General features: G+C 57.9%; 14 protein-coding genes. 5 read left to right on the top strand and 9 right to left on the bottom strand.

The features are described 5' to 3' along the window. Positions 1-137: 137 nt before the first annotated feature. Complete coding sequence (gene narO, locus DVK03_RS15710) at positions 138-773, top strand: transcriptional regulator NarO (RefSeq protein WP_004041376.1); 636 nt, start codon at positions 138-140, stop codon at positions 771-773. Positions 774-855: 82 nt separating this feature from the next. Next, the gene (locus tag DVK03_RS20135) at positions 856-1,008 is read left to right on the top strand and encodes a hypothetical protein (RefSeq protein ID WP_162471306.1); all 153 of its coding nucleotides are present in this window, start codon (positions 856-858) and stop codon (positions 1,006-1,008) included. A 1,517-nt stretch (positions 1,009-2,525) separates the two neighbouring features. On the opposite strand, the gene DVK03_RS19750 is transcribed toward DVK03_RS20135, so the two are convergent. The 3 genes from DVK03_RS19750 to DVK03_RS15705 all read right to left on the bottom strand — a co-directional run bounded on the left by DVK03_RS19750 (position 2,526) and on the right by DVK03_RS15705 (position 4,552). Next, positions 2,526-3,245: a hypothetical protein gene (locus DVK03_RS19750; RefSeq protein ID WP_147301756.1), complete on the bottom strand. Its 720-nt coding sequence runs from the start codon at positions 3,243-3,245 to the stop codon at positions 2,526-2,528. A gap of 67 nt (positions 3,246-3,312) precedes the next feature. Continuing rightward, on the bottom strand, positions 3,313-3,609 hold the full coding sequence (locus tag DVK03_RS19745; protein ID WP_121540823.1) for a hypothetical protein: 297 nt from the start codon (positions 3,607-3,609) through the stop codon (positions 3,313-3,315). A 64-nt stretch (positions 3,610-3,673) separates the two neighbouring features. Further along, positions 3,674-4,552 (bottom strand): ComEC/Rec2 family competence protein, encoded by an 879-nt coding sequence (locus DVK03_RS15705; protein WP_115803513.1) that lies wholly within the window; start codon positions 4,550-4,552, stop codon positions 3,674-3,676. 99 nt (positions 4,553-4,651) lie between these two features. On the opposite strand from DVK03_RS15705, the gene DVK03_RS15700 reads away from it, so the two are divergent. After that, complete coding sequence (locus DVK03_RS15700) at positions 4,652-5,731, top strand: ComEC/Rec2 family competence protein (RefSeq protein WP_115803514.1); 1,080 nt, start codon at positions 4,652-4,654, stop codon at positions 5,729-5,731. On the opposite strand, the gene DVK03_RS15695 is transcribed toward DVK03_RS15700, so the two are convergent. The 3 genes from DVK03_RS15695 to DVK03_RS15685 form a co-directional block, all read right to left on the bottom strand. Then, positions 5,712-6,536, bottom strand: a complete 825-nt coding sequence (locus tag DVK03_RS15695) for an IS5-like element ISHvo1 family transposase (protein ID WP_115803515.1) — start codon at positions 6,534-6,536, stop codon at positions 5,712-5,714. The two genes, DVK03_RS15700 and DVK03_RS15695, sit on opposite strands and share 20 nt — an antisense overlap. A gap of 375 nt (positions 6,537-6,911) precedes the next feature. Beyond that, positions 6,912-7,265: a hypothetical protein gene (locus DVK03_RS15690; RefSeq protein WP_115803516.1), complete on the bottom strand. Its 354-nt coding sequence runs from the start codon at positions 7,263-7,265 to the stop codon at positions 6,912-6,914. A gap of 16 nt (positions 7,266-7,281) precedes the next feature. Continuing rightward, positions 7,282-7,734 (bottom strand): hypothetical protein, encoded by a 453-nt coding sequence (locus DVK03_RS15685; protein WP_115803517.1) that lies wholly within the window; start codon positions 7,732-7,734, stop codon positions 7,282-7,284. Between the two features lie 532 nt (positions 7,735-8,266). Here DVK03_RS15685 and DVK03_RS15680 point away from each other — a divergent pair. Both DVK03_RS15680 and DVK03_RS15675 read left to right on the top strand, forming a co-directional pair. Beyond that, positions 8,267-9,589 carry a twin-arginine translocation signal domain-containing protein gene (locus tag DVK03_RS15680; RefSeq protein ID WP_115803518.1) on the top strand — a complete coding sequence of 441 codons (1,323 nt, stop codon included), beginning with the start codon at positions 8,267-8,269 and terminating at the stop codon, positions 9,587-9,589. Next, positions 9,582-10,694, top strand: coding sequence for a hypothetical protein (locus DVK03_RS15675; protein WP_115803519.1), 1,113 nt, complete (start codon positions 9,582-9,584; stop codon positions 10,692-10,694). The genes DVK03_RS15680 and DVK03_RS15675 overlap by 8 nt, the downstream gene beginning before the upstream one ends. Before the next feature lie 91 nt (positions 10,695-10,785). On the opposite strand, the gene DVK03_RS15670 is transcribed toward DVK03_RS15675, so the two are convergent. Genes DVK03_RS15670 through DVK03_RS15660 form a run of 3 tightly spaced genes read right to left on the bottom strand, consistent with a single transcriptional unit; the run spans position 10,786 to position 12,429 of the window. Beyond that, the gene (locus DVK03_RS15670) at positions 10,786-11,097 is read right to left on the bottom strand and encodes a hypothetical protein (protein ID WP_115803520.1); all 312 of its coding nucleotides are present in this window, start codon (positions 11,095-11,097) and stop codon (positions 10,786-10,788) included. Continuing rightward, a complete protein-coding gene (locus DVK03_RS15665) occupies positions 11,087-11,689 on the bottom strand; it encodes a hypothetical protein (RefSeq protein ID WP_115803521.1) in 603 nt (200 codons plus the stop codon). The genes DVK03_RS15670 and DVK03_RS15665 overlap by 11 nt, the downstream gene beginning before the upstream one ends. Next, entirely contained in the window at positions 11,686-12,429 is a 744-nt protein-coding gene (locus DVK03_RS15660) for a phosphate starvation-inducible protein PhoH (protein WP_115803522.1), read from the bottom strand. The genes DVK03_RS15665 and DVK03_RS15660 overlap by 4 nt, the downstream gene beginning before the upstream one ends. Positions 12,430-12,441 lie beyond the last annotated feature (12 nt).

Below are 12,441 nucleotides of genomic sequence, written 5' to 3'. Positions count from 1 at the left end.
CAGTAACACCCGAACCATAGGGTGCGGGGACTTTATACCGCCCTCGTCGAGGAATCGGAGGGAATCCGAAGCGAAACCGCGTGACTGCGAACGGATTCGCCGAAGAATATTTCAGAACCACCACCGTACGCCGGCCTATGAATGAGGGCGTGCACGGTGAAATCCACGTGGCCGACCCGTCCATCTGTCGGGTGTCGGAGGCGTCGAAGGAGACCGCAGTCGAATCCGTCTCGCGGTCGGTCGGCGCTACCGGCGATACCGCCGCAGTCGAGTTTACCGCCCCCTCGTCGGCCGCGATTGATGACGCGGACGAGATATTTCACCACGAACAGAAGACGATTTATCGCGTCACCCACTCTTTCACCGAGGAGTCGCGGTGTGCCTGCGAACTCATCGAGGGTCACGGCTGTCCAGTCCGCCACCTCGAAGCGGACTGCGGCGCGGTCGTGCTGTCGTTCGTCGCCGCGGACCTCGAGTCGTTCCGCGACATCGTCGTCAACCTCAAATCGGCGTTCGACGGCGTGTCACTCCGGCGACTCACGCAGTCAGAGCCGGACTCCGCTACCGGCTCGCTCGTGTTCGTCGACCGCGACGAACTGACGGCGAGACAGCGGGAAGTCCTCGAGACGGCCCACGAGATGGGTTACTTCGAGCACCCCCGTGAGGCGAACGCGACGGAGGTCGCCGCGGCGCTCGATATCAACCGCTCGACGTTCACCGAACACCTTTCGGCCGCCCAGTCGAAGCTTCTCGATACGATTCTCGACGTGTAGTTGATAACTCGCCTATGTATTCCCGCCCTATGATGGGGTGTGATAGATACTGATTGGGGTCTGTGCTTCGGTCGTGATCGCCGTGCCAGGTCAGTTCGTCTTCGACTGCCCGGTGTGCAGCGTCGAGGTGTGTGTCGACGCGGGCATCCGCGAGCGGATTCTGGACGACGGGTGCGTGTTGTGCGCCTCGCCAGTCGAGACGGACGCATTCGACCCGCACCCGCGCAAGTCGTAACCTGGTCTGCCGTCCCTCGCTTCGCGGACGGCGACGGGGATTTCTGTCGGTGGCCGCGTTCATTCTTTGGTCGAGAGTCACCGCCTCGATTCCTTGGTCTTCGAGAGGACTCACCACGTACGCGCTTGCACCATCGCGCCGTCTCGTCGACAGCTGAACTCAAAGCCAACTCATCCTCTCTAGCCAGCCTCGTTGGAACTCCGAGTCCGACAGTACCAAACTACACCCTCGAAATCCCCCGGGAATACAATCTACTCGTCGATTCAATTGGGGCAACTCAAAATCAACGAGCAAAAGCACACGCTCCATTCGAGAGACACAACCCGTGTGTCACGTCGAGAAGCCCCCCAGAGTACGCTCAGGAGCGCCATTGCACAAGATGGGTGGTCGTCGAAAAACCCAATACGAGCAGTCGTCAACCCCCACCCAATTTCGGCGTTGACGGCAATCGAATACAGTCGATACACCCCACCAACGAGAGGGTGTACTGACGAATTAGCGTATTGACGTTGTGTTTGGTGAGCATTACAGGAGGTGATGTTTCCATTGGCCAGTGTTGTATGTGGATGAGATTCGTGCAGTAGCGGGACTCCTGTGGGTAAACACAAGCAAATTAGAAATCAGTACTGTCGAATAAATCGGGCCGATAGTGATTCGTTTTCACCCTCGATTGGTTCCGATCTGCGTACACCCTTGCGGAAAATCGACGTGGGTACACCCCTGTAGACCATGGGTGTAGAGCCCGGAATCTAGTTCACCCTCGAATTCAGGGATGTAGAATTCCACTAGTTTTGGCCAAGGGTGTATCCGTTGACTCGACTAGTGATTCCAACGAAGGGGGACCTTAGAACACTCTGTCTTCCTCTGTGTGCTACTTCTTCTGTGTCCTCAGTTTGTCGGCTCTCTAGCTCAGTCGGCAGTGAATACACCGAGCGATAGTGTCGAGTTCACTGATCGTTCACACGAACGACATTGAACCGATGTGACGAGCTTCTGAACATCGCTGATTGGTGTGGTTGTCCGGATAACCTCGCTTATCCTGAAAAGTGAGGGTGTATTTTTCACTGAACTCAGAATAGCCTAACTAAAATTTCCGTGAGCATAGCAGTGGATAAGTCCGCACAACTATCGATTACACGGGGGCAGTCGCATAGTTCACTAGGAAGCTAATGAAGAAATAGAGAAACGCAGCAGCAATGACCCCGCCTTTGAAGGACTCATTGGCACTCTGTAGGAGCCCCACAGAGGCGACCAGAGCGGCTACTATGTCAATAACTATCGCCAGATGAGAAGTCGGAGCAACAGTCATCACACCGGCATAGAAGAAACGCGAGAGTTTGTTAGCCGTTTGGACGGCATCCGGTGAGCTACCGAGCGAGAAATCGATTGTAGAGGAACAAGGCTGTAAACAGGACGAATGCTGCCAGGCCCCCGGTTTCGATGGCTTCCTCTGCGTCCACATTCTCTCTGTGGAGATCAGAAGTTGTGAAAGTACTGTTAACTCAAATATGGAGATCTCAGCTGCCAGGCCCAGTACCTCTTGACTCAGTTGACTTCTGAGCGTTATAAAAATCGATGAACAGGTATTTCACGAATGTTTTGTCGAACTTATTTTTTCGATTCCGAAAGACAACCACACCCACAAGAGTAGCGATGGTAACACCACCAGTTACGTTAATTGAAGGAAGAAGAGAGTGCCCCAGACAACTGAAGCCAACTAAAGCAGCGACCACAACTAGGAGGGACCATGATGCGGCCCACATGCTTCGATGAAATGAATAGACCGATTGAAACCGAAGTGCTCGCGTATACGGCGTCGTCTCGAGGTAGCTCAGGACCATCTTCAACAGCTTCCCGTAATGATTGAACTCCGATGGGAGCGAAAATCGTTGCTCGCACAACGTCAAAAATGACTCCTCAACGTACGTGACCGATATAGGTGCCGACTCTGGATTTTCACTTTGAATCGCAGTGAGCGTATCTCCGAAAGTCGTTGGTGAGTCAGCCCGACTGCCAAGTGCTTGCAGTAGATGTCCGATCACGTACGCGAAGGCAAGAAACCCCCCGACAATCACCCCGCTGGGAAGTCCTTGCATCGGCTCATCAACTGAGAGTAAAAGGATGAAGGCACCTGTCCAGAGGGCACCTGGAACGAGATTCGTGAGGACATCATAGAAGCCGAGTGCCCCAAAGCTTCGCGCGAGAGCCATACTTGTTGATACAGTTATTCCACTCACCTATATATCACCTCATATGAATTACTGAAAGAGGTTTGCCGAGGTATCGACCCGATCTATGATGGGTTTATGCCGACGCTAGGATTTGTTCTTCGACAGCGGTCAGATCTGCACTAGACCCAAAGAGTTCCCCAAGAATTTTGCCAACGAGCCATGCTGCACCAACCAAGACAACCGCTTTACCAATAGCTTCCCCCAAGGAGGGTTGCTGCGACTGCTGCTCCAACGTAGACGTAGTTGGGTTAGAGTCCTGTATACCGTCGAGCAGCCCGTTTGAGGTAGTTTCAGCAGTGGGGGCAAGAGTATCGAACTCCGGACCGTCACGGAGTCCAGTGTTTTGCGAGGGGTCGAACGTGGAAACCATTATCTGACATATGTTGCTGACTCCTTATAAATACTCGGACGTATTCTGCGAGTACTAAAGATGGTCAATCGATTCGTACACGGTACTCTTCGTCGTCTATTCCGATGTCGAGAACACCATCCTGTCGAGTAGTAACAACATTCCGATTTGTCGTTGTTCCTGATCGTCGGGAGACAGGGATGCCTGTTGCCTGCGCACTGTATTTTTGGCTTGCATTCGTCGACCCGGCTTTCGCGTCCGAGATCGCAACTAACTCCGGCGTCATATAGTGAAACAACTTCGGTGTGTAACTACTCTCACGGCCGTGATGTGGTGCGATGAGAACATTTGTATCTCGAAGATCATCGCGTACTGAGGATCGCTGCAGAAGGGCTTCGATCGCCTTTTGTTCGAGGTCGCCCGCAGTGACAAGCTTGAACGACCCATATTCAAGAACTGTCAAAATACTCAGATTGTTTAGGTTCACCGTCTCACCCCTGCTTAAGTCGTCGATCGGTGTCGTTCCGGCTTCCTCCAACGAAAGGATATGATGTGTAAACGTCAGACCACCGTTCCAAGAGGGATCACTCGGTGAGAAGGTCGCTCGTTTATCATACGAACCAGTAAGTGTCAGATAGGAATCTGTCACTGTCTGATAGTGCGGACGATCGGGATAGAGGTCGTTTTTCCGCCGTCTGATGTACTCATCTGCTTCGTCACGACGGGCAATCACTTCGGGTGAGAAGTACGATGAAAACTCGGGTAAGTCTTCGATATGATCTTCATCTGGATGCGTGAGCACTAGGTAGTCAACCGAATCGATTCCGTGCTGTGTATGGATGTGGCGACTGGGAGAAAAGCCATTCGTGTGTCCGAGATCAATAATTGCGTTACGTTCCGGCCCTTTAACAAAAATTGCATCCCCTCGCTTGACGTCCCAAATGTAGATTTCGACAGCAGCCATACTGGCATTAGATTAGCCGGCTTCTTAGGAGGTTCGGACAGGGTTAAAAAGAAATGTCACCCGAAAGAAACATGCGGAGTTGGTGTGTGTTCACATCAAATGCTCTATAATCACCTTCAGGTTCATTTTTTGAACGTTGACCACGGTGATTGCACCATCATTCGGCACCCCGGTGATCAGCATCGTGACGAAGGGCGAATATCGGTTATCGATATCAACGATTGGCCGGAGCAAAAGGCGCATGTTGAAGAAGACGACATCAGCAGTCTGGAGTACTATCTCCAGTTTCCGGTAAAGGACGATCAACAAAGCCGCTTATCTGGTATCCGACAGAAAAGCCAGATCAGCCCTGAAGAGTACGCTCAAGAGTATCTCAATGATCCAATCGAGTACTATAGCGAGAACTTTGACGAGGTGACGCACAAGATTTGGCGCTTCATCGCAACACATCCGGATATGGACCACCTATCGGGGTTGAAGCGACTTGACGAAGAAATCGGATTCAATGTGTTTTGGGACACCAATCACAATCGCGAACGTGATGAAGATAGTTGGTATGAGGTCTATGAGTGGGGAGATTGGGAACTCTATGACGACATTCGAGAGGGAAACACGGGCCACGACAATATCCAGCCGACTCGAGGGCAACAAAAGAAATTCTGGGAACACGACAGTATAGAGATTCTTCATCCGTCCCCGGAGTTCGTTCAAGAGCTTAATGAACAGAATGCTGAGCTAGAAAATCCAGAATATAATGACTACAGCTACGTCCTCAAAATCCAACACGGAACACGCTCAATTCTGCTCCCAGGAGATGCCGAAACAGAAGTTTGGGACGATATCTTAGAGGAGTGGGGACCTGAGGTTCTCGAAGACGTCCATGTGCTGAAAGCTGCTCACCATGGTCGCAAGGATGGCTTCCACAGAGAGGCAGTAGAAGCGATGGACCCCGCTTACGTGATTGTGAGTGTTGGGAAGAAAGACAACCAGGACGCGTATGATAACTATCGCTCGGCATGTAGTGACGAGACAGAGATACTATCGACTCGTCAATACGGTCGTATCAAGGCGAGCTGTACCCACCCGAGCTCGATTCTCGTCGACAAGGCGGAACCAGATGGGATGGCTCTGGTGAATCGCCATACAGCGGTTGATTTGGCTATGTTGCGGCACGCTTGATATTGTGAACGACACATTTCAAAACGAGTTCACGAAATTCACGGTACCACGTTCGCGCTCGCACGGCGTCGCCGTGCGTGCGCTTGATCGACGAGAAGACAGTCTCACACATCGATCTCTGGCGGTATCGAGGCCCATCGACTCGCGCGTTATGCGCGTGGTCGATGGGCCGGAAGATACGATGTTTAATCAGCGGTCTCACGCCTTCCTCGCGTAGTTTTTCGCGTAACTGCATCCAGTCGTAGCCTTTGTCAGCGGCGAGGCTGTGCAGGTCGCCTGCGTTGCGGGAGGCGACCTGCCAGCCGAGTTGTGTGTCGTGGGTTTTCTCGGTCGTACAATGAACGTCGAGAACAGCTTGCGTTTGCGTATCGACGAGAGCCGTCGCTTTGAGTGTCTGAACGTGGTAATTCGTGCGGCGGCAGTAGTGCTTGCTAGCGTTTTCGCGGTCAAAAAAGGTGGCATCGATGGCGGCGTGACCCGAGGGGTCGTGCAGCTGCGCCGACAGGCGCAGCAGCACTCGCCAGGCCTTCATCTGAAACCTATCAAATGCCTTAACTAGTGTCGAGTGATCAGGGAGATCGCCCTCTTCGAGGCCGATCTCGGCGAGAATATGCGGCATTTCGCTCAGCAGATCCAGTGCGTTGCGGTACGACTCATCGAGGTAAATCCGCAGACAGTGCAGCGATACGAGAGCGTAGTCGGCGAAGCCGCCACCCCCTGCGGGGGCGGCGACTTCGCCTCGGTCACCAACAACATTTTTAGCCAACGTGACCGCCTTCTTCGTGAAGCGGGAGATTTTCGACATAGAGCATCGACGGTTTCCCGCTTCATCTTCCAAATTCTACCGGTCGAAACCGACGCCGTCTAGTGATTCACCAGAGCCGAGTAGTTCCTTTTCGGTGTCAATACCGAAGAGTTTCAACAGAGTCAGATTGGTATCTCTGTTGAAATTTTCTGAACCTGACAGAAAGTCCGTGTGGAATATAGAAGGTGTATTTAGCAATCGGAGCCACTTATTTCATACTGGGTGAGTCAAACGCCCCGATTAGAAGAGCGTGTGAATCAATCACACTGAAAAGACCGCGTTATACAACCAGAATCACGGACGGTCATTTGCAGAGCGAAGGTGTGAGGACATTCCAGTACAGTTCTCAACACAATATCGATTGTTTACAGGGCTTCAATATGCTATAAGTACGTATATTGCCGAGAGCGTCCCTACACTGAGTAAAACCCGATATACAACGTCAGTTCTTCGATTATTCTGGATTAGCCCACTGACAGCATAACCAAGCACAATGGCAATTACAGATAGAAGAAGTTGCCAGTTCGGGATCATGACATTAAGAATCTCCCACGTGTTGCAGCTACAAGCCTGTTTGCACTCCGACACCCCACCGAACACAGTCCACTCGTCGGTCACCACACCACCGGACAGCGGCGTGTACTCGACACGATAGATATCAGCCACGTCGTCGACGACGATTCGAACAGCGATACCACGATCAGGAAGCGGCTCTCTCAGGAGTACCATTGGCCACAGCGTCGACTCAATAATGGACATCAGCGGGAACGATCCACAGATGATCGTTCGACTCGACGAGTTGCTCAAGCCGCTCGCGGTGGCGAACCCCGTCAGCGAACTCGTCGTAGAGGTACACTACCGGCCCACGGTACGCCCCGAGATTGTGGCACGCATGCCTGACGAGGTCCTCATCGCGCATGATCGCCGCAGCGTCGAGGTCGTCAACGCCCTCGCGAACACGCTCGAGGTTTCGCTCGAACTCGCGTGTCGTCACCTGCCACCCGCGCTCAAGGAGTTCCTGGCCGTCTTCTGAGTCAACAGGTTCTGCAACCGGGAGGTCACACCACCGGGCGCTACCGGCGACCGTTGTCGAGTCGTCATCGACCGTCACATAATGTTGGTCGAACACGTCGGCGGTCCGCGAGAGGGCTTGGTCTGTTGTCGATGCAGTCACGAGCGCGTAGATTATCTGGTGCATTCGTCGTCACCTCGCCGACTCAGGAGTCGAAGTCTGTCCGACCCCCTGCGCCGGCACCCATCGTCGGCGCACACAAACACAACTCACTACGAGACAGCGGGGTTCACACATACTGTTGTTCTTGGGAGGTTTGGAGGTCACTTCACACCGGAATTTCGTTAAAACAAGACCTGCTACACCAGACCGACCAACATCTGGTATCTTGGTCAGATCCGTACTGCGGTGTTCGAGATATGGAACGGAGTTATACTAGTTCACAGTTCACACTACAGACAGACTGTCTTCTCGTGAGTTGAGCCGGCGGTATCTGTTCGCCACACAATCAACACCGCTAAGGTAAGCTATGGTTGAAGCCATCGAATCGCTCTCGTTACCCCACAGTTTCAGCAGTTTTATACACTTTTAGGCCGACCAAAAAGTGATGTCAGAGCGGGACACTTGCCACCGACCACACCGGAATGAACACGTCCGAAACGAGGACAGAGATGAAGAGAACAGCCGTCACGACTGTCCAGCGGATAGCGTACCGCCGATGGACGATTCAGAGAGCGACGAACTCGACCGGCGGGCGTTCCTGAAAGCCGCCGTGGCCGCGGGCGGCGCGGCGGCGTTCAGCGCGTGTCTCAGTCGAGAAGATACTGACGTTCCGCGCGGTCCCGACGACCTGTCGTCGCATCCGGCGCGGCAACACGCGTGGAACCGTGTTCTCCCACGCGATGACTATGGGAACGTTGTCGCCCCGAGACACCATCTCCTCCTCTATTTAGATCTTCAGACGAGTGGCCGTCCGACTGACGCGGACAGAGAAGCCGTCGAAACAGCGCTTCGCGGGGTCGAGCGCGCTTACGAACGAAGCGGTGACGGGCTCTTACTGACCGTCGGTTACTCGCCGGCGTACTTCGACCGGTTCGACGACCCGCTTCCCGCCACGGTCGACGTTCCGCGACCGGAGGCGCTATCCCCCTTCGAAGACCCTGCATTCGACGAACCGGACGCCGTGCTCCATCTCGCTAGCAATCGTGCGAACGTGGTTCTCGGAGCCGAGTCGGCGCTGACCGACGGGCGTTCGACGCTCAACGGCGTCGACCAGCCGATGGCGAACCTGACCGACGCGTTCGAGGTAGTCGACCGCCGAACCGGGTTCGTCGGGACGGGACTGCCAGCGCAAAACGCCGACGTCGACGGCGTGCCGTCCGACAGCGTCCCCGAGGACGCGCCGCTGTTCATGGGGTTCAAATCGGGGTTCGAAAAGAACCAAGCGAGCGAGGACCGCGTGACCATCCGGTCGGGTCCGTTCGCCGGCGGAACGACGCAACACATCTCACGACTGAGACTCAATCTCGACCAGTGGTACACGCAGGACGACCGCTGGCAGCGCGAAGCGAAGATGTTCTGCCCGTACCACGCCCAAAACGACCGTATCGAAGGCGTCGGCGACAACCTCGGAACCGACAGCGCCGTCGGCGACTGCGGCGACGCGACGGACACCGCCCGCGAGACGGGCGTCGTCGGACACACACAGAAAGTCGCCCGGGCGCGAGAGGACGACAGCCCCCTCCTCCTCAGACGCGACTTCGACTCGACCGACGGTGGTCACGCGGGGCTTCACTTCCTCTCAGTACAGCGGGGAATCACCGACTTCGTGACGACGCGAGAGGCAATGAACGGGACGGACCTCGCCGAGAAGTCGTCCGTCGGCCAGCGCAATAACAACGGCATTCTGCAGTACGTTCGCACCGTACGGCGGGGGAACTTCCTCGTACCCCCGCGCCGTCTGCGGGCGCTGCCGCCGGCGGCTCCCGCGGACGGGTCGACGGGCGAGGACGACTCGGCGAGGGAGGAGCCTCGTGCGTAGACGCACCCTCTTCCGGACGGTCGGGGGACTCTCTGTCGGCGGTCTCGCGGGCTGTCTCGGCGGTGTCAGTTCCGGGGGGTCCGGCGCTGAGGGGACCGAGTCGAACGGCGGCTCTACGGCGTCATCGGCCGAACCGCCGCTCGTCGAAGACCGACCGGACGCGGTCTATCTGCCGACGCACTTCGAAGGCATGGACGTGGTCGGTATGCAATCGGCCGGCGATTACAGTTGCGCGCTCGCATACACGTACTCACACCGCTTCTGGTTAGTCAAGCCCGATGGGCTGACGACCGTCGCCGTCGAGCCCGAGGACACCGTGCACGTAATGCCCATCGTCTGGCACACAGAGACGGGTCTCGTTCCGCCGGACCGCAACCCGCAACTGACGTTCACACGGGACGGCGAGACCGTCGCGGAACTCTCGCCGTGGCCCATGCTCTCACAGCCGATGGGCTTTCACTTCGGTGACAACGTCGCGCTCGGCGGCGAGGGCGTCTTCGACATCGACGTGCGTGTCGGGTCGCCGTCGATTCGGCGGACCGGGGCGCTCGCCGACAGCGGGGGTGACGTCTCGTTTTCCTTCGAGTTCGAGTTCGCGGCGTCGGCGCTCGACGAGATTATGGTGTCGGACATCCCCGCCGACGAGGAGGGGACAGCGGGTGCCGTCGAACCGATGGCCATGGAGATGCTTCCGAGCACGCAGGTCCCGACGGAACGCGACCTCCCGGGAACGGTCCGGGGAACGGCGACGAGCGGTGACGCCGTCTTCGTCGTGACGACGCTCGCGGACGCGACGCCGTTCGGCGGCACGACGGGCGAGACGTACGTCGCCGTCTCCCCGCGGACGCCACACAATCGGTATATGCTCCCCCAGATGGCGCTGTCGGGAACACTGCGACGCGACGGCGAGACGGTCTTCGACGGCTACCTCCAGTCGACGCTCGACCCGGACCTCGCCTATCACTACGGAGCCGTCGTTCCCGAACTCAGTGCGGGCGACGAGTTCACCATCACGGTCGACTCACCGCCGCAGGCGGCTCGCCACGAGGGGTACGAGACGGCGTTCCTCGACATGGAGCCGATGACGATGACGCTCACCGAGTAAACGCGAACGCCAGGCGGCGGGCGGGGGTAGCTGGGCGGCGTCGTCGGATGCGCCCGCTCACCGCGACGGGCCGAAAAGATCGATGTCAGAGTCAGAACCACGCGGGGTCCGCCGCACCGGCGACCGACAGGAGGGCGGCGGCGACGACCACGCCGCCCCAGCCAACCCGCTTCGAGGCCCGACCGGAGACGACCGCACCGACCGCGGCGCCGCCGACGGCGAGACCCAGCCCGCCCACGGCGGGGGTGAACCACGGGGGAACTTCGTCGGGTTCGAGCGGTTCGCTCGGCGTCGAATCGTCGTGGTCGAGGTGGGCGCTTCCGACGCTCGCCCCGCCGCCGAGCAGACAGACGACGAGGGCGACGGCGACGAGCGCGGCCGTCGCGTCGGTTCTAGAACTCATCGCGGAACCACGGGAGGAATCCCGCGAGGAAGCGGTCGGTCGCGGGCATGAAGTACGACCCGTAGTGGTACGTCGGGTCGAGCGTCGTCACGACGAGGTCGCCGGTCCACGTCTCCCGGTCGAGGTAGAGGACCGCGTCGCCGTCGACGTCGGTCACGAGCACGTCCGCGTCCGCGGGCGCATCGAACGCCCCGTGGAAGTGCCACGTGCAGTCGCGGGGCGGGACCGCCTCGAAGAACGGGTGGTCGTCGCGCGGGAACCGAAGGCCGCTGTCGCCGTCGGCGTTCAACCACCACCAGAAGTTCGTCGGGCGGTGAGTCCACGACAGTTCGGGGAGCCACGGGTCGGGCTGGCCGCCGAACACCGCCGCGTCACCGCCGCCATCGAGGAAGTCGAAGATGGCGTCGCGCCCCTCGTGGAGCGCGCCGAGATGGAGTCGCGACGGGACGAGGAGTCGGTCGAACGCCGAGAGGTCAACCATCGACAGGTCGCGCACGTGAACCACTTCGTCGACGTACCGAGCGTACTCCGAGTCCAAGAGCGTCCGGCGCTGTGGAGCGGTCCCGCTGTAAAGCGCGGCGAGGCGCGTCATCGGCGGTCCTCCCCGTTTCGGAGCGGTTCCGGACTGCCGCCAACGGCGACATCCGACTCGGTTCGAATCCACGAGACGAGCTGCCGCGGCACCCGGGCGGCGCTCGTCTCCCGGCGACCGAACCCGATGAGGTCGTTTCCGCTGTGGGCGAAAATCGTCCCGTCGGTCGTCTCGTCGTCGACGTAGACGACCGGCTCACCACCGGGGAGTTCGAGAATCGCCGTCGCGTGTGCCGGCGGCGGGTTATGCCCGCGAGCGAAGAAGCCGGCGACGCCGCGCTGGTAGGTCAAATCGTCCATCGAGACGCCGTCGAACACCGGATGTGAGGTGACTTCGCTCACGACGTAGTCCGTGTGGTCTTCGATGTCTCGGGGAACGAACGGCTCCGCGCCGGGAAGCCACCGAGTTGCGAGGTGGCCGCTGAAGACGACGACGCCGCCCGAGTCGAGGAACTCCCGAATCACGTCGCGGTGACGGTAGAGGTAGTCCTGGTCGGCGTGGCTGGAAATCACCACGCCCGCAAAGCGGGATAGCTCGGTCTCCAGCAGGTCGTACTGGTCGATTCGGACGAGGTGCTCGCGGACGAACGGGGTCTGACAGAACGGGCGCGTAAAGCAGTCGTCGGGGTCGAGAAACCCGACGGGTGACGCCCCGTCCCCGGTCGGCGGTGCCGTCTCGGTCGCCTCGGTCTGGCCGCCGTTCGTCGCTGGTCGCGGTTGCGTTGAGTCGTGTGTCGTCATCGGGAGTCGGTT

This window comes from Haloferax sp. Atlit-109R (assembly GCF_003665865.1).
Lineage (GTDB): Archaea > Halobacteriota > Halobacteria > Halobacteriales > Haloferacaceae > Haloferax > Haloferax volcanii.
The sequence above is the reverse complement of the archived record's forward strand: the minus strand, read 5'-3'. Positions and strand labels throughout refer to the sequence as shown.